This is a genomic window from Nocardia sp. AB354 (assembly GCF_049538315.1).
Classification (GTDB): Bacteria; Actinomycetota; Actinomycetes; order Mycobacteriales; family Mycobacteriaceae; genus Nocardia; species Nocardia nova.
The window spans coordinates 34,698-53,918 of sequence record NZ_JBMVFU010000012.1 but is presented as its reverse complement, the minus strand read 5'-3'; the positions used below and the strand labels follow the sequence as shown (position 1 = coordinate 53,918).

Annotated in this window: 17 protein-coding genes; 2 read left to right on the top strand and 15 right to left on the bottom strand. The window is 69.1% G+C overall.

The genetic code is table 11. The features are described 5' to 3' along the window. Positions 1-9: 9 nt before the first annotated feature. The 10 genes from ACPCUW_RS18855 to ACPCUW_RS18810 all read right to left on the bottom strand — a co-directional run bounded on the left by ACPCUW_RS18855 (position 10) and on the right by ACPCUW_RS18810 (position 10,998). Positions 10-279 (bottom strand): transposase, encoded by a 270-nt coding sequence (locus tag ACPCUW_RS18855; RefSeq protein ID WP_227463133.1) that lies wholly within the window; start codon positions 277-279, stop codon positions 10-12. Between the two features lie 35 nt (positions 280-314). Next, the gene (locus tag ACPCUW_RS18850; protein WP_423426183.1) at positions 315-3,698 is read right to left on the bottom strand and encodes a hypothetical protein; all 3,384 of its coding nucleotides are present in this window, start codon (positions 3,696-3,698) and stop codon (positions 315-317) included. Between the two features lie 6 nt (positions 3,699-3,704). Continuing rightward, positions 3,705-5,195 (bottom strand): SCO6880 family protein, encoded by a 1,491-nt coding sequence (locus ACPCUW_RS18845; protein ID WP_030513935.1) that lies wholly within the window; start codon positions 5,193-5,195, stop codon positions 3,705-3,707. Further along, positions 5,192-6,667, bottom strand: a complete 1,476-nt coding sequence (locus tag ACPCUW_RS18840; protein ID WP_030513934.1) for a hypothetical protein — start codon at positions 6,665-6,667, stop codon at positions 5,192-5,194. Before ACPCUW_RS18840 ends, ACPCUW_RS18845 begins: the two co-directional genes overlap by 4 nt. Positions 6,668-6,747: 80 nt before the next feature. Further along, positions 6,748-7,581 (bottom strand): hypothetical protein, encoded by an 834-nt coding sequence (locus ACPCUW_RS18835; RefSeq protein ID WP_064902606.1) that lies wholly within the window; start codon positions 7,579-7,581, stop codon positions 6,748-6,750. Between the two features lie 99 nt (positions 7,582-7,680). Then, positions 7,681-7,944 (bottom strand): hypothetical protein, encoded by a 264-nt coding sequence (locus tag ACPCUW_RS18830; protein WP_308248237.1) that lies wholly within the window; start codon positions 7,942-7,944, stop codon positions 7,681-7,683. Further along, positions 7,941-8,237 carry a hypothetical protein gene (locus ACPCUW_RS18825; RefSeq protein WP_030513931.1) on the bottom strand — a complete coding sequence of 99 codons (297 nt, stop codon included), beginning with the start codon at positions 8,235-8,237 and terminating at the stop codon, positions 7,941-7,943. The genes ACPCUW_RS18830 and ACPCUW_RS18825 overlap by 4 nt, the downstream gene beginning before the upstream one ends. A 106-nt stretch (positions 8,238-8,343) precedes the next feature. Then, the gene (locus ACPCUW_RS18820) at positions 8,344-8,988 is read right to left on the bottom strand and encodes a hypothetical protein (RefSeq protein ID WP_030513930.1); all 645 of its coding nucleotides are present in this window, start codon (positions 8,986-8,988) and stop codon (positions 8,344-8,346) included. Continuing rightward, a complete protein-coding gene (locus ACPCUW_RS18815) occupies positions 8,985-9,857 on the bottom strand; it encodes a hypothetical protein (RefSeq protein ID WP_030513929.1) in 873 nt (290 codons plus the stop codon). The genes ACPCUW_RS18820 and ACPCUW_RS18815 overlap by 4 nt, the downstream gene beginning before the upstream one ends. Positions 9,858-9,870: 13 nt before the next feature. Then, positions 9,871-10,998, bottom strand: coding sequence for a hypothetical protein (locus ACPCUW_RS18810; RefSeq protein WP_063019477.1), 1,128 nt, complete (start codon positions 10,996-10,998; stop codon positions 9,871-9,873). 883 nt (positions 10,999-11,881) lie between these two features. Between ACPCUW_RS18810 and ACPCUW_RS18805 the strand changes: the two genes are divergently transcribed. Continuing rightward, positions 11,882-12,760, top strand: a complete 879-nt coding sequence (locus tag ACPCUW_RS18805; protein ID WP_423426180.1) for a DMT family transporter — start codon at positions 11,882-11,884, stop codon at positions 12,758-12,760. Here the strand turns inward: ACPCUW_RS18805 and ACPCUW_RS18800 are convergent. The 3 genes from ACPCUW_RS18800 to ACPCUW_RS18790 all read right to left on the bottom strand — a co-directional run bounded on the left by ACPCUW_RS18800 (position 12,736) and on the right by ACPCUW_RS18790 (position 17,552). Continuing rightward, complete coding sequence (locus ACPCUW_RS18800; RefSeq protein ID WP_245660984.1) at positions 12,736-15,027, bottom strand: RelA/SpoT family protein; 2,292 nt, start codon at positions 15,025-15,027, stop codon at positions 12,736-12,738. The two genes, ACPCUW_RS18805 and ACPCUW_RS18800, sit on opposite strands and share 25 nt — an antisense overlap. Before the next feature lie 289 nt (positions 15,028-15,316). Continuing rightward, positions 15,317-16,921 carry an ABC-F family ATP-binding cassette domain-containing protein gene (locus tag ACPCUW_RS18795; RefSeq protein WP_423426178.1) on the bottom strand — a complete coding sequence of 535 codons (1,605 nt, stop codon included), beginning with the start codon at positions 16,919-16,921 and terminating at the stop codon, positions 15,317-15,319. Positions 16,922-17,108: 187 nt separating this feature from the next. Further along, a complete protein-coding gene (locus ACPCUW_RS18790) occupies positions 17,109-17,552 on the bottom strand; it encodes a nitroreductase (RefSeq protein ID WP_423426176.1) in 444 nt (147 codons plus the stop codon). A 156-nt stretch (positions 17,553-17,708) separates the two neighbouring features. Here ACPCUW_RS18790 and ACPCUW_RS18785 point away from each other — a divergent pair, with 156 nt between their 5' ends. Continuing rightward, on the top strand, positions 17,709-18,011 hold the full coding sequence (locus ACPCUW_RS18785; RefSeq protein ID WP_051755453.1) for a hypothetical protein: 303 nt from the start codon (positions 17,709-17,711) through the stop codon (positions 18,009-18,011). Between the two features lie 52 nt (positions 18,012-18,063). On the opposite strand, the gene ACPCUW_RS18780 is transcribed toward ACPCUW_RS18785, so the two are convergent. Both ACPCUW_RS18780 and ACPCUW_RS18775 read right to left on the bottom strand, forming a co-directional pair. Beyond that, positions 18,064-18,477 (bottom strand): hypothetical protein, encoded by a 414-nt coding sequence (locus ACPCUW_RS18780; RefSeq protein ID WP_146098662.1) that lies wholly within the window; start codon positions 18,475-18,477, stop codon positions 18,064-18,066. Positions 18,478-18,626: 149 nt separating this feature from the next. Beyond that, positions 18,627-19,184: an adenine phosphoribosyltransferase gene (locus tag ACPCUW_RS18775; protein ID WP_423426323.1), complete on the bottom strand. Its 558-nt coding sequence runs from the start codon at positions 19,182-19,184 to the stop codon at positions 18,627-18,629. Positions 19,185-19,221 lie beyond the last annotated feature (37 nt).

Sequence of the window (19,221 nt, the reverse complement as noted above, 5' to 3'; positions counted from 1 at the left end):
GCGCACCCGTCATGTCGCGCGGCGGGTTTCGTTCAGGGTTTCCACCAGGGTGCGGTTCATCTCCGCCGCGGCCGCCAGTTGTTGTTGCAGCAGCGCCACTTTGCGGCGCAGGGCCACCGCGTCCATCCGTTCCAGGCTGGGCCCCTCCGCGGCACGCACCCAGTTGCGCACCGAATTGGTGTGCACGCCGATCTGTTCGGCGACGACCCGGCAGGCCTCCGACTCGCTGCGCAGTTTGTCGGTCAGCGCGACGACCTGCTCCACCGCCGCCTTCCGCACCTGCGGCGACACTCTTCGGTATGACCTGTGCGGCATCACGCGGCACTCCCCTCGTCGCCCCGCCGGGCCGTGGATTCGGTGAATTCGCTGAAACGCTGGTTGGTCTCGTGGATTCCGCTCTCTTTTTCCGACACGGTGAACTCCATATGGAACGGGATGCCGGGGCGGCGATCCTCACCGATCTTGAGCAGGAACTTTCCGGTGCCGGGCGCGGGCGGTCGGGCCTGGCCGGGTTTGAGCGCCTCGCCGGTCAGCGCCTGCGGGGCCGACCAGCTGGTGACCATCTCCTCCTCGGCGGAGGTGAACGGGATCGTCGAGTCCAGGCGGCTGATCTCCTCGGGCGGCAGCGCACCGAAGATCTTGGCGCGCGCGCGTTCCAGGAAGCCCAGCGCCTTGGCGATCGCGGCCTCGGATCCGAGCGACTGCAGGTCCTTGATGGTGTGGCTGATCATGATCAGCGAGGTCGCCATGCCGCGCTGCAGCCGGGTCAGTTCGTCGACGCGGTCGACCATGAAGTCGCCCAGTCCCAGCACCTGCCACAGCTCGTCCATGACGACCTGGAAGTAGCGCTGCGGTCCCAGTTTGCCGTCGGCGAGGACGTGCGCGGCCTCCACCGAGGCGAAGCCGTCGGCCCAGCAGGCCAGCATCACACCGGCTTTGAGCTTCTTGTCCCCGGTCGGGATGTGCGAGACGTCGATGCAGACCGCCACCGAGGAGGTGTCGATCGGTGTCGTGGTCTGACCGTTGAAGACCGCGCCGAACGGTCCCTGGGTCAGTGCGCGCAGCGACCGCCGCAGCCCCTTGGTGGCCTCGTGGTATTCCTCGGCGTTGTCGGCGCCGGCATCGAGCATCAGCTCCTGGCCGCCGCCGACCACCACCTCGAGCAGATCCTCCATGATCGGCGGCGATTCCGGAGCGAAGCCGCTGCCCTCGCGGTACAGGATGCGCAGCGCCGTGGAGATCAACGTCTCCTCGTAGTCGCGCACGCGGGCGCCGCGCACGAGTTCCACCAGACCCGCGATCAACGTGACCTGCCGGGCCCGCAATTCCTGGGTCACCTGCAGTTGCAGTGCGGGCAGGTCGTCCAGCAGCGGCACGATCGAGCCGAGCACACCACCGGCGAGCGGATTCAGTTTGCCGTGGCCGTAGCCGAGGTCGATGACCTGGCCGCCGACCATCTCCACCAGCTTGCGGTAGTCGGGTTTCACATCGGCCAGGATCAGCGGCGTGATGCCCTGGGCCACACCGCCGAGCACGATGCGGCGCACCAGCGACGACTTACCGAAACCGTTGAGCCCCAGCACGAACAGGCTCGGGGCGGTGATGAAACTGCCGCGCATGAACCAGTTCATCGGGTCGAAGCACACCGGCGCGCCGGTGTGCAGATGCGAGCCGAGCGGGGTGCCGATCAGCGGGGCGCCGGCGCCTACCGACCACGGCCACAGTCCGGCGACCTGCGCGGTGGTGGCCCGGTATTCGACCGGGCGGCCCACCACGTTCATCCGGCCGCCGCCGGGGCCGACATAGCCGCGATCGGTCAATTGCGCCGTGCCGCGGTCGAATCCGTCCTCGACGACCGATTCGATGCGGGCCGCGGCGTTGACGCGGCGCAGGTCGTCGGTGCGAATCCGGAATGCCGCCCAGGCGGCGCGCAATCCGGCGCCCTCGCGGGCCACCGCCTCCAGCCGCGCCCGGGCCGCGTCGTCGAGCAGAGGCGGGCCCTGATTCTTCTTCTTGACCGGTTTACTGCGCCGATCCCGCCGATTGCCCGCTTCGGCGTCGGCACGAGCGGTCCGCGAAAGCTGTTCGTAGGACGCCATTTTGGAGCCGTTGCGATCACGGAGCGTGCGCTGTCCCCGGCCGGATCGCCGCGCGGGCGCTTCCGTCCGGCGGCGCGACGACCCCGAATTGTATTCGGTGCGCGTACTCCGCCGCGGCGCCGGCTCGTAGTCGCCGGTCATGTAGCGCCCTCCGCGCGTCTCGGGCGATACCTGGTCGAATCCGGCCGGCAGCTCGGCCGAGTGCGGGGTGCCATGCGCATAGGAAATCTCTCGATCGTCGGACCGGTCCTCCGGCCCGCTCACCCGGCGCCGGGTGCGGGCACCGGCCGAATTGTCGTGCGGCGCATCGTGGTCGGCGACGCGGGACGCGGACGCGGTGTCGCCGCCGGAGCGTGCCGCGGTCCGGTCGTCGGCGGCGGCGCCGTCTGCCGCACCGGCTCGACCGCTCGCGCGGGTGCGCGCGGACTCGGTGCGGTCCGTGGAGGCGTCCCGCTCGGCCTCCTCGGCACGAGCGGCGCGGTCGCCGTCCACGAGGTCCGCACCCTGGTCCGGTGAGTCGTGGTCGCTCGGCGCCGGGCGCGTCGCGGTCGGCGAGTCCGCATCTCCGGGCGGTGGCGGAACCGCTCCGGCCGCGCTCCCGTCCCGCCCGGACTCCTCGGCCGTGCCGGCCCCTTGCTGTCGAAGGCCGCTCGCTGTCGTCGGCGTCACCGTATCGCGCTCGGCGCCATGGCTTTCACGGTCCGCGCTGTCCTCCGCGCCCGCGACCCGGCGACCGGCTCGCGGCGTCGCCGTGCGGGTCGTCGCGACGTCGTCGCGCGTCTCGTCGTTCTCGGACAGGGTCGTTCGCGGTGCCGCGTCACCGTTCGATCCGGTATTACGGCCCGGGTGCGTGCTCGACCGGTCGATGTCCCGGCCACCGTAGGACCGGTTGCGCGCCGACTCCGATGTCGACCGGCCGCCCCGGTTCCGCTCGGACTCCACCCCATCCCCGCCCGCACGGCCGCGGGCGCCGCCCGCATCGCCGGTCCCGCGGCGGTTCCCGTCGCGCCCGGCCGATCCGTCTCGGTCGCCGTCCGCCGGACGACGACGCCCCGGCTCCGACTCGGCCCGCCGCATCGCACGTTCGCCCCCGGCGGATCCGGGCCTCGCCGCATCGTCACCGCGCCGCCGCGGACTTCCCGAGCCGCGCTCGCCGGAGATCGGGTCACTGCCCGAACCACGGTGCGGCGCACCGCCGCTCACACCCGGTTCGGGTGCCGGGCGACGCTCGGTCTCCCGCCGGGGAGCCGTTCCTCGGGTGCGTCCCGAACCGTCCGCGCCGGCATCCGTGCGCGAGTGCCCCGTCGCGCGCCCACCGCGTTCCTGGGGCGCGGCGGCGTCCGGTCGGGTGCGCTCACCCTCCTCGCGTCGTGCTCGCCGGCGCGCCGGGCGCAGCGGTACGTCGTCCCAATCGGCAGGTGCGCCACCGTATTCCGAGCGGGGCAGGCCGGGCGCGTAGGCCTCGATGCCCCATTCGTCGTCGTGGCCCGTGCGCGTGCGCGGCCGGGCCTGGACCGGGTTCTCCGGATCCACCACCCGTTCGCTGTAGCGCGGTGGTTCGCCCCGGTAGCGAACCGGCGGCTCGTGCTCACCTGCCATCTGCGCTCACCCCGCCAATGCCTTGGGAATACTCGCGTGTTCCGGCAGGATCACCCCGCAGCCGAGTGAGGCCGCGAAGGCCGCCGCCTGGTAGCGGTAGCAACGCCGGATCTTCAACCGGGCCTGTGTGGACAGGTCGCGGGTAATGGCTTCGATCCGCGGCAGATCACCGCGCAGCGGTTCGGTGATGGTGACGAGCGCACCGAATCGGGTCACGCCGTGACCGCGCGCCTGTTCCTCACGCGCCTGCTGGGTGGCGCCCACCCGCAGCGTCGCCGAGGCGGAGACCACGCCTCGTTCGCTCTGCTGCGCGACCAGCGCGTTCTTGTAGTCGTCGTCCACGATCTCGGCGGCGTCGGCGGCCGAATGCGGACGGTAGACGATCGCGATCCGCTTGCGCGGGACCTCCGGATTCGGTGCCAGCAGGCGCTGCAGCACCCGCTCGTCGACCGCGCCCTCGGGTGCGGCGTCCATCTCCCAGGTGACCGAGCGGCCGCCGTCGTGGATGAACTGATCCCAGCGTTCCTCGTGCGAGATCGGGCCCGCGTCGGCCCAATCCAGCCCGTGCCCGCCGATCTCGCCGGCGGCAACTTCCAGATCGGCCTGCGCGGCCGGGTCGTAGCTGCGACGGATGAACGAGATCACCTCGTCGGCCGACATCGGCTGCGCCCGCACGCCCGCTTCGGCCAGCGCCGCGCAGATCCCCGGCAGCCGGCGACCGATCTCGACGGCCTCCTCGGCCGGATTCTTGCGTCGCTCGGCGGTGGTGGCCTTGAACGTGATCGCCACGCGCGGCAGCAGTTGCACGCGCTCCTGCGGCAATTCGGTCGCCAGCTCGTACATCACCTGCTGCGCCAGCGCCGGCGATTCCGGCCGGGTGATGGTGGAAACCTCGGTGAGCAAACGGTTTCCGGTCTCCGGCACGGTATCGATCACCGGAACCACCGCGACGATGTCGGAGGTCTGGCCCAGCGAGGCCAGGAAGGTTCCCCAGGCGGACACCCACCGATCGATCACCGGCTGGTCGACCGCCTCGTGTCCCTGCGGCCAAGCCCGGAGCACGACCGTGTACTGCGCGAATTGCGGCAGGTGGATCATGCCGAAGCTGTAGCCGCCGGCGTCGATTCCCTCGTACAGCCGCGAGGGCGCCATCAGTCCGGGCAGGCGCGCGACGCCGCCGGGGATGCGGGAGAACCGGCCGCCGCGATAGACGTGCTCGCCCTTGCTGCGGCCGCGCAACCAATGGAACATCATCAATCCCGTCTCGTAACCGGAGCGGCCCCCCGTCCGCCACACCAGTGGAACCATCACGACCACACCGATGATCGCGACGAACAGCGCCGGTTTCGGCCCGGCGACCAGCGCCGTCATCAGGGCGGTGATGACGACGACGAAGCCGAGCACCGTCTCCCCCCAGCGCAACCCGAAAAGGCCTGCGCTGCGGGGCTTCTGCCACAGCCCGTACGAGCGGCGCTCGTAGGTGTCGGTCGTCGTCATCGCGGGATGGTGCTCCTGCCGAGGTCGGGTGCGCGGTTGGTCCAGCGGTCACCGGCGATATCGCCCATGGCTTCGTCGGCGCGGTTGAGGTGCGCGCCCGCGGCCCGGGCCGTCGCGATGTTGTTCATGGCTCGCGACGCGCCGGATGGTACCGCCGCGGCACCGCCGGGTGCGCGCGGACTCGCGGGCGCCTGCTGACCCCCGCCACCGCCGCCCGGGCGCGGGCCGCGCGGCGGAACGGGCCGGGGACTGCCGCCGCGACCGGTACCGCCGGGCGGACGCTGACCTCCGTTGCGCCCCACATATCCCGGCGCTCCCGCCGCCGCCTGCGTGCGCACGCCGACCGCCTTGGTACCCACCGCGCCCAGTGCGGCTGCTCCCAGCAGCACCGCTCCGGTGGCGCCCAGGCCGGATCCACCGCTGCCGGCGATCGCCACCGCCGGGGTGACCAGCCGCATCAGCGCCGGCAGGACGAAGGCGACACTGCACAGCAGTACGATCGCGACCAGCATCCGCTGCGCCTGGTCGGCGTCCGGCAGACCCGAGGTCGGAGTCGTCGAGTTGGTGTCACCGGCGGTGACGAAGGCGATCATGTAGACGATCGCGGCCACCGGTTTCCACAGCATGAACGCGATGATCCAGCCGATCAGCTTCGGATACGCCTGGCGGCCGGTACTGGTGCCCGACGCCGCCGCGGCCAGCGGCAGCACACCCGCGGCCACCACCAGCATGCCCTGGCGCACGATGGCCAGCACGATCTGCGCCAGCGCGCCGAGCAGGCCGACGATCGCGATGATCAGCACCAGGCCGGGCGAAAAGGCTTGCAGCTTGGAGGTTTTCACCATCAACTCGGCGAGGCTGCGGGCATTGCCGTTGGTGGCGTCCTCGATCACCCACTGCGAGAAGCGGTCCGAGGCCTGCGTACCCGCGACCACCACCGCACCCAGCATCCAGGAGCTGAAGACCACGCGGGCGAACATCCGGAACGATTCCGCGGCCTCGCTCAGTGCCGCACCGCGTCTGGCTTCGGCGAGTCTGGCGCCGGACAGGATCACCGACACGATCAGCAGCAGAATCTGCGCTTGATAGGTGTAGTCGTTGATCTTCTGGAACAGCGCTCCTCCGTCGCTGATGCGATCGTTGGGCACCTTCATCCAGAAGGTGAGCGCCAGGATCAGCGCCTCGCCCAGACCGTTCATCAACGAGTCGACCACCTTGCCGAAGGTGGAATCCCACGCCTTGTCCTTCACCGCGTTCGCGGCGTCACCGGGATGGGTGGCGGCGTTGCCGGCCTTGCACGCCGCGGAGGCGGCGTCGCCGAGCGATACGCCGGGCAAGCCCAGACCGTCGAGATCGTCGTGAATCTCGTTACAGGTCTGGTCGAATCCGTAGGTCTGCCCGTAGGCCACCGTCGGGGTCGCGATCATGACGGTGAACACGACCGCGAGGATCGTGACGATGCGCCTCACCATGAGATCCACTCCTCGATGCGTCGCAGGGAATCGATCCGGACCATCGGCTGACTCTCGTGCCTTTCTCGAAATCGCTGTGCTCACCATCGGGTCCACCCCTGCAGGGTGTCGACGTATTCACTCGGCGTGGCTCTGGTGTCGGTGGGTTTGAGTCGCCAATCCCCGTTGTCCCACACCATGATCAGCCGGATCGCCGCCCACACCTGTTTGCCGTCGTTGTTCGGCCCGCGGGCGGCCAGCCGCACGATCGCCATATCGTCGGCGTAGTTCTCGATCTGGAACGCGTCGGGTGCGACCAGGTACTTGGTGATCCGCGCCGGCTGCTGATCGGGCAGCTTGCCGTCACCGCGCGCCTTGTCGTAGGCCGCGATCTGCTGGGCCGAGACCCGCACCTGGCGCACGTACAGATCCCGGTCGCCGGGCCGCGCGTTGAGCCGATAGGTGATCTGCGCCGCCGCCAATGCCGCCCCCTGCGGTGTGTGGGAATAGCCGACGGCCAGCCCCTTGTCGTCGATCCGGGTCGGACCGTCGCTGGTGGAGAACGGCACCGAGGCGCCGTAGACCCGCTGCCAGCCGCGCGGTTCGGTGGTGCCGGCGGGTGCCGCGGTCAGCCAGTCCGAATCCGACGAGCTGTGCTGCTGCGCGGAATTCTGCGGAAGCGGTTGTCCCGCAGGGTTGTTGGGAATATCGACCCGCCGGCCGAACAGATCCGTATCGGGTCCGGCGAATCCGGTCGCGCCCGAGCCCGCGACGGGCGAGGGCGGCGGATCCGCTTTCCGGGCGCCGGAAGAGGAGGTGTCGCGGCCGACGTAGACGAAGACGCCGACGATCACGATCAGGGCGATCACGGCAGCGGAGACGATGACGCCGAAGGAGACGCCGCTGCGCTCGTCGTAGGTGTCCTTGTTACTCATACCGTCACCTCCCGTCGCAGGTCGTCGTCGAATGTCGCTTCGTCGAATGTGGTTGTCGCCGTGGTGTCGTCGGCGTGCATACGGAAATCTGTCACCGGCTCACGCAGGAAGCAGGGTCAATGCGATCGCACTCGCCGAACTGGCCACGATGGCGCCGAGCAGGCTCATCACGATGCCGTGCGAGGCGTCGTTGACGGCCATGTCGTCGCGCATCGCCGACCACAGCCGGCCCGCGGAGATGATCATCCAGGCCAGGCACAGCAACAGCACGCACCACAGTAACCAGTTGATCAGCTGCATGATCGGTTCGATCACGTCCGCGGGCATCTGCTTGTAGGCCAGCACGATCGCGGCGCCCCTCACGATCCGATGACTGCGTTCATGATCGTGCCCGCACTGGTGGCGACGATGCCGCCGATCATGGCGCCCGCCACCATCTTCGGCGATTCCAGGCCGCCACCGGTCCACTTCTCCCAGGCGAAGCGGCCACCGGCGTAGGTGATGCCCAAGATGCCCGACAGCAGCACGAACCACGTGAAGTAGCGCACCAGTTTCATGAGCTTGTCGGCGGCCGGCGGCGTCTCGGGTGTCGGATTCCCGACCTGAGCGAGAACAACGCCGTACGTCTCGTGTACAGCGGCCAGGATGGTACTCATCGAGCGTCCTTCTCAATAGGTGATCGGAATACAAAGCCGGGTACCGGAGGTACACCGTCGGAAACAGCTGTCGGCGTGTTCGCGGCAGCACAACGTCCGGGCACGATCATCGTTGCTCCTCCTGTTGCGAACCGGCGCCGACCGTCTCCCGCACGAGGTCGACGATGCTCATTCCCAGCGCGTCCACCTCGTGCGGAACTTCTTGCAGCGGATCGAGTTTGCGTTTGCGTTGCTGTGGCGGCGGGTCGCTGGGCGACCACACCGGCAGCTGATCGGGTTCGACCAGCGTCCACTCCTCGATCCAGGGCATCTGCCACACCTCCCCGGCCAATGCGCCGACCACATCGCGGTAGCGCCGGATCTCGGCCGGAATCCGGCCCGGGCGCGCGGCCACGGTCACCAGGCCCAGCACCTCGCTCGGCCCCGCGAGCCCGGCCCGGTGCTGGCGCAGCAGATCATGGGCGCGGGTCAGCCCGGCGATGGTCTCGCGGGCGACCAGCACCACGAAAGGTGATTCGCGTTCGAACACACCGGGCCAGCGCCGGTGCGAATCCGCCGCAGGCGCAAGCACATGCGCGAGGGTACTGGCTCCGGCGCCGCCGTGCACCCCCAGCAACCACACCAGCGGCGCACGTCCGGCGCCCGGTACCGGACGGTCCCAGATGGGTGCGCGACGAGACTCCGCCGGTGCGACAACGCCTGCCGCAGGCGGGTTTTCGGAAGAGCGAGGTTCCTTCATGGCCGCGGTCATGATGCCATCCCGCTGAGCAGCCGCCGGTACGCCCTCCGGGTTTCGGCATCGAGTGCGTTGTGGCGCACCAGCTCTCCGCGCGCCAGGTGGGTGTCGTACGGGATCTCGCGGATGTCGCGCACCCAGCCGGTGAGGTGTTCGCGCAGATGGTCGGCCACCCGAGAGTTGTTGCCGGGCAATTGATGTGAGATCACGATGGTGGTGTCACCCACGATGCCGCCACCCTGCCCCTCGGCGTGACCGCCGAATTCGTCGTCGAGCCATTCCAGCGTGACCCGCAAACGATTGGCGGCGTCGGCACGCGCCGGAATCGACAGCACCAGAGCCACTTCCGCGTCCTCGAGCAGCGGCCGCAGCTGACGGGCGGCGATCGGGCTGCCGCCGTCGTACACCGGCGTGTACCCGGCGTCGGCGACGGCCCGGGCCACCGTCAGATACGTGGCGCGGCGGCGCAACGGGGAGGCGTCGCGCCACAGCAGGCCGATACCGGAGCTCGCTTGCGAGAGACATTCCTTCAGCGGCGCCGGTTCGTCGTCACCGCGGCCGTACAGCCACTGCTGCAGACTGATCGGGCTCAGATGTTCGTCGGCGCCGCGCAGGGCCAGATCGCTGCCGGCCACGGTGGCGTCGACGGCGACGGCCGCCGCCTCCGCGCCCAGTTCACCCGCGAGTCCCAGTGCGGTGGTGGTGGTTCCGGCGCCACCGCAGCCGCCGACGACCAGGATCGGACGCGGCAGGCCGCCGCCCTCGCCGTCGTCACGCCGACCCTTGCGTAACCGGACCACCGGCGCCCGTCCACGCGGTCGCGAGCCCGCCGCGACGTCCGCGTCGGACGTCTCGTCGAGCCATCGGCTCCAGTCCTGTCCCATCTCAGCTCTCCTCTTACCCGGCCGTGATGCCCGTGATCAGGGTGCGGCCGCCGACCACCGCGGTGGTCACCAACTGCTTGTCGTAGGTGGCGGGGGCCGCGCCCGGCCGCCGTTCGGTCACCTCCACCGAATACCTGTTGTCGTCCACAGTGACCACCCGCACGCAATAGTCGGTGCCCAGCGGCACCGAGGCGATGCCGCGCTGGATCACCGGCGCCGGCGAGACCGCCGCATCCGGCGCCACCACCTCGCGCGCACGCTCGGCCGAGCGTTCGACGTAGAAGGCGTGCTGGAACCACATGATCGCGTCCGGCCCGGAATCGGTGCCGCCGACCTCGGCGCCGCGCACCACGCGCGCGGACCGTTCGGTCGGGCAGTGCCCGGCCGAACCCACCCGCGGGCCGGAATCGGCGCCGAACGCCGAGGTGAGCCGAAGCATCGGCGCGTCGTCACCCACGGCCGGGCGCGCCGGCAGCGGCGCCACCGACTGTTTTCCGTCGTGACCGGAGCGCAGCACGTACAGGGCGAAACCGCCTGCGGCGACCAGCAATAACAGGGCTACCGCGAGGACGAGCGCGACCCGCAGCCGGCTCGGGCGGATGTAGTCGCGCAGGGCCGGTGAGGCCGGGCCCGGGGCGCGGCGCACGATCCGGCCGGCGGCGCCGTCGCCGTGTTCGCGCCGGGGCGGCAGAATCCACTCGGGAGTGTCCACATCGTCGCGCTCGTCCGCGTCGTCGCCCGGTGAGCGCGCCCCGGATCCCTCCGCATCGTCGCCGTCGGCACCGGCCGGGCGGGTCCGGCGGCGGCCACGAGCCCGGCCGTCGCCGGTCTCGGCGTCGCGGGGCAGGCGCAGTACCTCACCCTCGTGGACCGGGTAGTCGTCGTCCGGCCCGGGTGCGTGGCTGCCGACCCAGTCGGTCCAGCCCCCGACGAATTCGCTGCGCCGGGTGGCCGGTTCGTCGGCGAACGGAATGTCGAACGGCTCGGGCTCGGTGTCACGGATGTAGTGCGGGTACCGCGCCGCTCCAGGTTCCGCCTCGTCGTCGACGGCGTCGGATTCCCCCGGCGCGGCCGCGGGAACGGCATGTTCGGGTTCCAGCGCCGGGAACCACCGTTGGACTTCTTTGTACGGCTTCAACATTCCCTCATCCCCGCGGAGCCGGGCACGTCGTGCAGCATCGTCGGACCCTCTCGGCGATCAGTTCGTGGAGAACGGGTAGTTGTTGTCAGCGGTACCGCCATGGGACGTCGCCAACGGCACACCACCGGGTGCGGCGTCACCGAGGCCCTTCCCGAACGGAAATTGTCCCGTACCCGACGAATTCGGCGAACTCGACGCGCCGTCCGAGGCCGCCGAGATTCGGGCAATACCACATCCAGGCAGGTCAACGGGTGTGAACGGGGGTATCTCGAACGCCGAATCGAGGGCCGGCGCGGATGTGGATGCGCGAAATCCGCAATGAGGACCCGACGCGACCGGTACGGTCGCCGCCGAGCATGTCAGCACGGTCAGCATGATCTGACCCCCTTTAAACCCGCTGTCTGCAACAGTTCTGAGGGTCGAGTGCCACTGCGACCCGTCCGGCGATCATCATGTGGATTCGAGTTGTCGCCGAACATCGCGCGCGCCCCGAAACGCAATAAACCGTAACAGAATCCGGCTCGGAGTGCAGGCCCCCGTCGGCGCGCGAGCACATCCTCGATCGCCGCCCGCGAACCTTCCTACCTGCGCGAAGGATTCGCCGCGGCCGGACCGGCCGACCGGCACCGAGAGTCGGTATGAGCCTCGGCAAATTTGCGGCGAATGCGCAATTCGCGCCCGGCGGAGGGCAACTCGCCGCCACTGCGGACAGCGGCCCGAAATGTGTTGCCGAACAATTGCCATTCGCCCGTAGCGCACATTCCGCCTATTCCGATACAGCCATCGCGGTTCCGCGGTCTCGCAGCGCCGTCACCACACCCCCTCGGATCGGCAGACCGGTCCCCGATGCCGGGCACCCGGTCGCGGACGGCAGACTGATCGGGTGAGCAACTTTCCCGTCGCCGCGGTCGTCTGCGCCTTCGTCGGCGCCCTGCTGTTCGCCGTGTCGGCGGTCGCCCAGCAACGCGCGGCGGCCGACGTGCCGGCCGGTGACGCGCTGGTAGCCCAGCTCGTTCGCAATCCTCGCTGGTGGGCCGGCATCATCGGCGACGCCGGCGGCTTCATCTTCCAGGTGGTGGCGCTCGCGCTGGGATCGGTGCTGATCGTGCAGCCGATCCTGGTGACGGCCCTGGTCTTCGCGTTGCCGCTGGCCGCGCACTACAGCCGCCGCCCGGTCTCGCCGGTCATGTGGGCACACGCGATCGCCCTCTCGGCCGCGCTGGCCTGTTTCCTCGTCGTCGGCGACCCCACCGAGGGCATCCCCGATGCGCCGTGGTCGACCTGGATGTGGCCGCTGGTGCTGGTTCTCGGCGTGGTCGCCGCCGCGGTCGTGGTGGCGGTGGTGGTCCGGGTGACCGGATTGCAGGCGCTCATGCTGGGAACCGCGGCCGGTCTGCTGTTCGGCGTCTCCGCCGCGCTCACCCAGCACGTCATCCATCTGTTCGGGCGCGGACTCGGCACGGCGCTCACCAGTTGGCAGCTGTACACCCTGGTCGCCGCGGGCATCGTGGGGCTCTATCTGCAACAGCGCGGCTACCAGGTCGGGGCGCTGTCGGCCTCGCTGCCGGCCTTCACCGTCGCCGAACCGCTCGGCGCGGCCTTCCTCGGCCTCACCGTGCTCGACGAGCGACTGCGGACCGGCACGATCGGCACGATCGTCGTCATCGCTTCCGTGCTGGTGATGTGCATGGCCGCGGTACAGCTGTCGCGTGCCCAGGCGGAGCTGCCCCCGGCGGATCAGGCCGCCGAGGTCACCCGGTAGACGTCGTAGACGCCCTCCACATTGCGGACCACGTTCAGCAGATGACCCAGATGCTTCGGATCGCCCATCTCGAAGGTGAACTTGCTGATCGCCACCCGGTCACCGGAGGTCATCACCGACGCGGACAGGATGTTGACCTTCTCGTCGGCCAGCACCTTGGTCACATCCGACAGCAGCCGGGTGCGGTCCAGCGCCTCGATCTGAATCGCCACCAGGAAGACCGACGACGGCGAGGGCGCCCATTTGACCTCGATGATCCGTTCCTGTTGCGCGCGTAGCGAATCCGCGTTCGTGCAGTCGGTCCGGTGCACACTCACCGCGCCGCCGCGGGTCACGAAGCCCATGATCTCGTCGCCCGGCACCGGTGTACAACATTTGGCCAGCTTCGCGACCGTACCGGGAGCGCCGGGGATCTCGACCCCGGCATCGCCGATGGTGCGCTGCCGCGCCGGCAGCGTCGACGGCGTACTCCGTTCGGCCAGTTCGTTTTCCACGTCGCCGACGCCGCCGAGCTGCGCCATCAGGCGTTGCACGACGTGGTGCGCCGAGACCTGGTTCTCGCCGACCGCCGCGTACAGCGCGGAGATGTCGGCATAGTGCAGTTCGTGCGCCAATGCGGACATCGCGTCCACGCTCATCAGCCGCTGCAGCGGCAGACCGGAGCGGCGGACCTCCTTGGAGATCTGCTCCTTACCGGCCTCGAGCGCCTCCTCGCGGCGTTCCTTGGCGAACCACTGCCGGATCTTGGCCTTCGCCCGCGGCGACACCACGAAGTTCTGCCAGTCCCGGCTGGGGCCGGCGTTCTGCGCCTTCGAGGTGAAGATCTCCACGACCTCACCGTTCTCCAGCTGCCGTTCCAGCGCCACCAACCGCCCGTTGACGCGCGCGCCGATGCAGCGATGGCCCACCTCGGTATGGACCGCGTAGGCGAAGTCGACGGGAGTCGACTCCTGCGGCAGCGTGATCACATCGCCCTTCGGCGTGAACACGAAGATCTCCGGGGATTTCAGGTCGAACCGCAGCGACTCCAGGAACTCGGCCGGATCCGCCGCCTCCCGCTGCCAGTCCAGCAGCTGCCGCATCCAGGCCATATCGTCGACCTCGGCGGCGTCGCCGGAATGTTTGCCCTTGGTCTCCTTGTAGCGCCAGTGCGCGGCGATACCGAATTCGGCGGTGCGATGCATGTCCTGGGTACGGATCTGCACCTCCAGCGGTTTGCCGTCCGGGCCCACCACGGTGGTGTGCAGCGACTGGTAGACGCCGTAGCGCGGCTGGGCGATGTAGTCCTTGAACCGGCCCGCCATCGGCTGCCACAGCGAATGCACCACGCCGACGGCGGCGTAGCAGTCGCGCACCTCGTCGCACAGGATCCGGATGCCGACCAGGTCGTGGATGTCGTCGAAATCCTTACCCTTGACGATCATCTTCTGATAGATCGACCAGTAGTGCTTGGGCCGGCCCTCGACGATGGCGTTGATGCGGCTCGCCGCCAGCGTGTTCACGATCTCGGCCCGCACCCGCGCCAGGTAGGTGTCGCGCGACGGTGCGCGGTCGGCGACCAGCCGCACGATCTCGTCGTACTTCTTGGGGTGCAGGATCGCGAACGCCAGATCCTCGAGCTCCCATTTGACCGTGGCCATACCGAGCCGATGCGCCAGTGGCGCAATGACTTCCAGCGTTTCGCGCGCCTTCTTCGCCTGCTTCTCCGGCGGCAGGAAGCGCATGGTGCGCATATTGTGCAGCCGGTCGGCGACCTTGATCACCAGCACCCGGGGATCGCGGGCCATCGCGATGATCATCTTGCGGATCGTCTCGGCCTCCGCGGCCGCGCCGAGGTTGACCTTGTCCAGCTTCGTCACGCCGTCGACCAGATGCGCCACCTCGGATCCGAAATCCGCGGTCAGCTCGTCCAGCGAATAGCCGGTGTCCTCGACGGTGTCGTGCAGCAGAGCGGCCACCAGCGTGGTGGTGTCCATCCCCAGTTCGGCGAGGATGTTGGCCACCGCCAGCGGGTGGGTGATGTACGGGTCGCCCGACTTGCGGAACTGATGCGAATGCTTCTCGTCGGCCACGTCGAAGGCGCGCTGCAGCAACTGCAGATTCGCCTTGGGATACAGCTCCCGGTGCACGGTCGCCAGCGGCTCCAGCACCGGCTTGACCGCGGCGATACCCCGCTGCCCGGTCATCCGGCGGGCCAGCCGGGCCCGCACCCGGCGCGAGGCCGAACTCGGCACCGCCGCCGGCGCACCCGGCTGCTTCATCGGCATGTTCCGCGGCGAGGGCGCCGCGGGCTGCCCGCTCCGGTCGGCGCCCGACTTCGACGCCGCCGGACGCGGCGCGGCGGGAGTGGCCGGCGGAGTCGCCGGTGCGGCAGCCGGCGCGGCATCACCAGCTGCCGAATTCCCGGCATTCGCCTTCTCCAGATGCTGAGTCATGCCACCACCTCTCACGCCTCGATCGCCACACCCTAGCCGACCGCTTCAACAGCCCAGAACACCCACTTTAGTAGGAGTTTTCCCCAAGGCGCACCGGTCCGGCCCGACGCACCCCGTTCGTTCAACCGGTTCCGGAGTCCGATTCATCCACCAACCCGTCCGGGGTCAATTCGAGGCGGCGCGTGATGCCGATCTCATCGAGGAAGCGCGGGTCGTGGCTGACTACGATCAGCGCACCCTCGAAGCTGGTCAGCGCCTCGGCGAGGTGGCGGAGACTGGGCAGGTCGAGGTTGTTGGTGGGCTCGTCGAGCAGCAGCATTTTCGGCGCCGGTTCGGCGAGCAGCAGCATCGCCAGCGCGGCCCGCAACCGCTCGCCGCCCGACAGCGCCCCGGCCGCGACATCGGCGTCGGCGCCGCGGAACAGGAACCGCGCCAGTTGTGCGCGGATCTGCTCGGCGCCGGCGTGTGGCGCCGCCGCGGAGACGTTGTCGAAGACCGACAGCCGCTCGTCGAAGATGTCGAGTCGCTGCGGCAGCAGCCGCCACGGCACCTTCGGCGGTTCCTCGACGAGGCGGTGCAGCAGGGTCGTCTTGCCGGCGCCGTTGCGCCCGGTGAGGGCGATGCGTTCGGGACCGCCCACCCGCAGCGTGACCACCGGTCCGTTGGCCAGCCGCACCTGTTCCATCGCCACCACGTCCTGGCCGGGATAGAGCCTGGTTCCCGGCAGGTCGACGCGGATCTCCCGATCGTCGCGCAGCAGTTCCTGGGCCTGCTCCAGGGTCGATCTGGCCTCCTCCACTTTCGCGATGTGGTTGTTGCGCAGTTTGCCCGCCGACACCTGCGCCTGGCGTTTGCGCTCGGCCATCACGATCTTCGGCTCGCGTTTGGTGTCCCACATCTTCTGCCCATAGCGCTGGCGGCGGTCCAGTTTGATCCTGGCCTCCACCAGTTCGCGCGACTGTTTACGCACATCGCTGCGGGCATCGCGGATCGCCGCGCGCGCGGCCTCCTGCTCGGCCTCGACGATCTGCTCGTAATCGTCGAAATTCCCGCCGAAGGTGCGGATCTCACCGCGCCGCAGTTCGGCGACGGTGGTGACCCGCCGCAACAGTTCGCGGTCGTGGCTGACGGTCAGCACGGTGCCGGAGAATCCCTCGACCACGTCGTAAAGGCGTTGCCGCGCAGCGGAATCCAGATTGTTGGTGGGTTCGTCGAGCAACAGCACATCGGGTTCGCGCAGCAGTTCGGCCACCAGTCCGAGCAGTACCGTCTCCCCGCCGGACAGGGTGTCCAGGCGCCGATCCAGCTGTGCGACATCGTCGGCGAGGTAGTTCAGGCCCAGCCGGCCGAGCAGCGCGATCGCCGATTCCTCGACATCCCAGCGGTTTCCGACCTGCTCGAAATCGGCCTCGGTTCCGGCGCCGGATTCGATGCGATGCAGCGCGGCGCGCACCTCGCCGATGCCGAGTACGGCGTCGACGCGCTGTCCCGCGGCCAAGCCGAGATCCTGGCGCAGATATCCGAGCCGCCCCGCCACCGTCACCGAACCACGCCCCGGGCGCAATTCCCCGGTGACCAGGCGCAACAGCGTGGATTTTCCGGCTCCGTTACTGCCCACCACACCGACGTGGCCGGGTCCGAGCACCGCGTCGAGACCGTCGAACACAGGGGTGCCGTCGGGCCATACGAAGGTGAGATCGGACAGAGAAATAGTCGAAATAGACATATGCGTGCTCCTGAGGGCGGCGGGAATGGCGCGCAGATATGCGGGCCACGCGATGGCTACCTCAGAAGAGCAACGGCAGAGCTCCGATCAACGGAAACAAGACTCGCCAACTTTAGCGGACCGAAAGACGGGCCGCAAGATCATGTCGCCGGTGATACGCGTCACCGGCGACGGAAACCGTTGCGGCTCAGTTGATTCGGAAGACCGGGAAGCCGGGCGCGATGGCGGCGAGTTCGGCGTCGGTGGCGTTTGCGGTCACGCCCTCGAAGAATTTGCCGACCTCCCAGCCCCACTTCTTCAGGTACAGCCGCAGCACGGGCACCTTGTCGACATCGGCGACCTCGGTCACCGCGAACACCTCGGTCTTGCGCCCGAGCCGCAACTCTCCGCCGCCGGCGACGCGGATATTGCGGACCCACTGGGTACGACCGCGAGGAGCGACCAGATACCGGGTTCCGTCCGCATCCTGCAGAACGTTGACCATCGTGGTCCGCCACTCCCCGGAGGTGCGACCGCGCACGGCAAGCAGCCGGGAACCCATCACGCTGATGCCCCATTTCGGAAGGGCGTTGAACATCCGGTTCATGATCGGGTCGATGCCGGTGGGCGCGATGTACCGGGTGGCGTTCATGACTACTCCTCGCTTTTGTGAGCGCTGCTCTCTTCGATGACTCAATCATCGCCCACGGGCGCACCCCTGTCAAGAGCAGCGCTCACATTTGTAGAAGTTCAGACCTCTGGACAAAATCGGCTGCGTTCAACGCCGTCAGGCGGGTATCCGGCCGGCATGTACAGATATAGAACCTATGGCACGAACCGCACGGGTGGGCTGGCGGCGATCGTCAGCACGATCGGCGGTGTGCTCGCTCTGATCGAAATCGTCTACATCCTGCTGCAGGTCTTCGACGCCAACCAGACCAACCGGTTCTTCACCTTCATCAAGGGGTTGGCCGAACCGCTGGCGCTGTTCTTCCCGGGCTTGTTCAACACCGGCTCCCGAGATTGGGACATCATCATCAACTACGGTCTGGCAGCGGTGTTCTGGCTCGTGGTGACCGGGATCATCGCCCGGCTGCTGGCGCGGATCTAGTGGCGCCGGAGCGGATCGACTCGGTGTTCGATCAGCCCGGGGTCGAACCAGCTCAGGGCTCGTGCGGGGTAAGGAACTCCATCCGGTGATGGTGCAGGAATTCGAAGGCCGGGGCCCAATGCCCGGTGAAGACGTCCTCTTCCTTACCCACCGCATGCTGTGAGGCCGCGCCGGTGCGCGGATCTCGGCAGACGACGCGAGCGCTGTGGCGTCCGGACGAGACCGGTCCGCTGTCCAGCTCCACCGAGCCGTCGGAACCGACCGTACGCCAGGGCATATCGATATCCGAGCCGGTGATCCGGCAGGTTTGCCCGGCCTTCTCCCCCGTGACCCGGGCCGTGACGGTGGCGCCGCCGCGCAGCGCCACCGAAGGAGTAGCCGCGGCGGTCGCGGCGCCGACGATGAACGCCACGCCCACCGCGCCCGCCAGAGCGGCCCCGATTCGGGTACGCCGACTACGGCTCATCGCCACCACCGGTCGGCGCCTCCTGCTCCGGCATTGTCGCGCGCACTGCGGTACTCGTTCATGCGATCGTCCGTCGGTCGTTCATCCGGGCCCCCTTGCCGCACGTCAGCATAACGACCCCCGCGCGGGCCCCACAACCGACACGCGATTCACACCTGCACGATCGAAGTCAGCGGGTATTCGCCCTGGCGAGCGCGCCCGCCGAGCTCGCCGATCTCGAGTACCACCGCGGACGCGACCACCTGCGCCCCGGCACTGCGGAACAGTTCCGCCGCGGCGGCCAGCGTGCCGCCGGTGGCGAGGACATCGTCGAGCAGCAGCACCTTGCGGCCACCGAGGTCGATGCCGTCGGCCGGAATTTCCAGTGCGGCGGCGCCGTATTCGAGGGTGTACTCACGCGAGAGCACCGGTGGCGGCAGCTTGCCACCCTTGCGCACGGCCACGACCCCGGTCCCCAGCAGCGCCGCCACACCCGCGCCCAGCAGGAACCCGCGCGCGTCCACGCCGGCCACCAGATCGGCGTCGGGAGCACAGGCGGCCAGGCATTCGATCACCGCGTGGAAGCCTTCGGCATCGGCGAATACCGGGGTCAGATCCGCGAAACGCACACCGGGGGTGGGAAAATCGTCGTGCCAGCGCGTCAGTCGCCCGACCACCTCGGCGGTCCGCGCGACCTTCTCCTCCGCGGTTTCGGCCGTTTCCACCATCGTGTGCTTACTCATCTACACCCGCTCCCTCATCCAG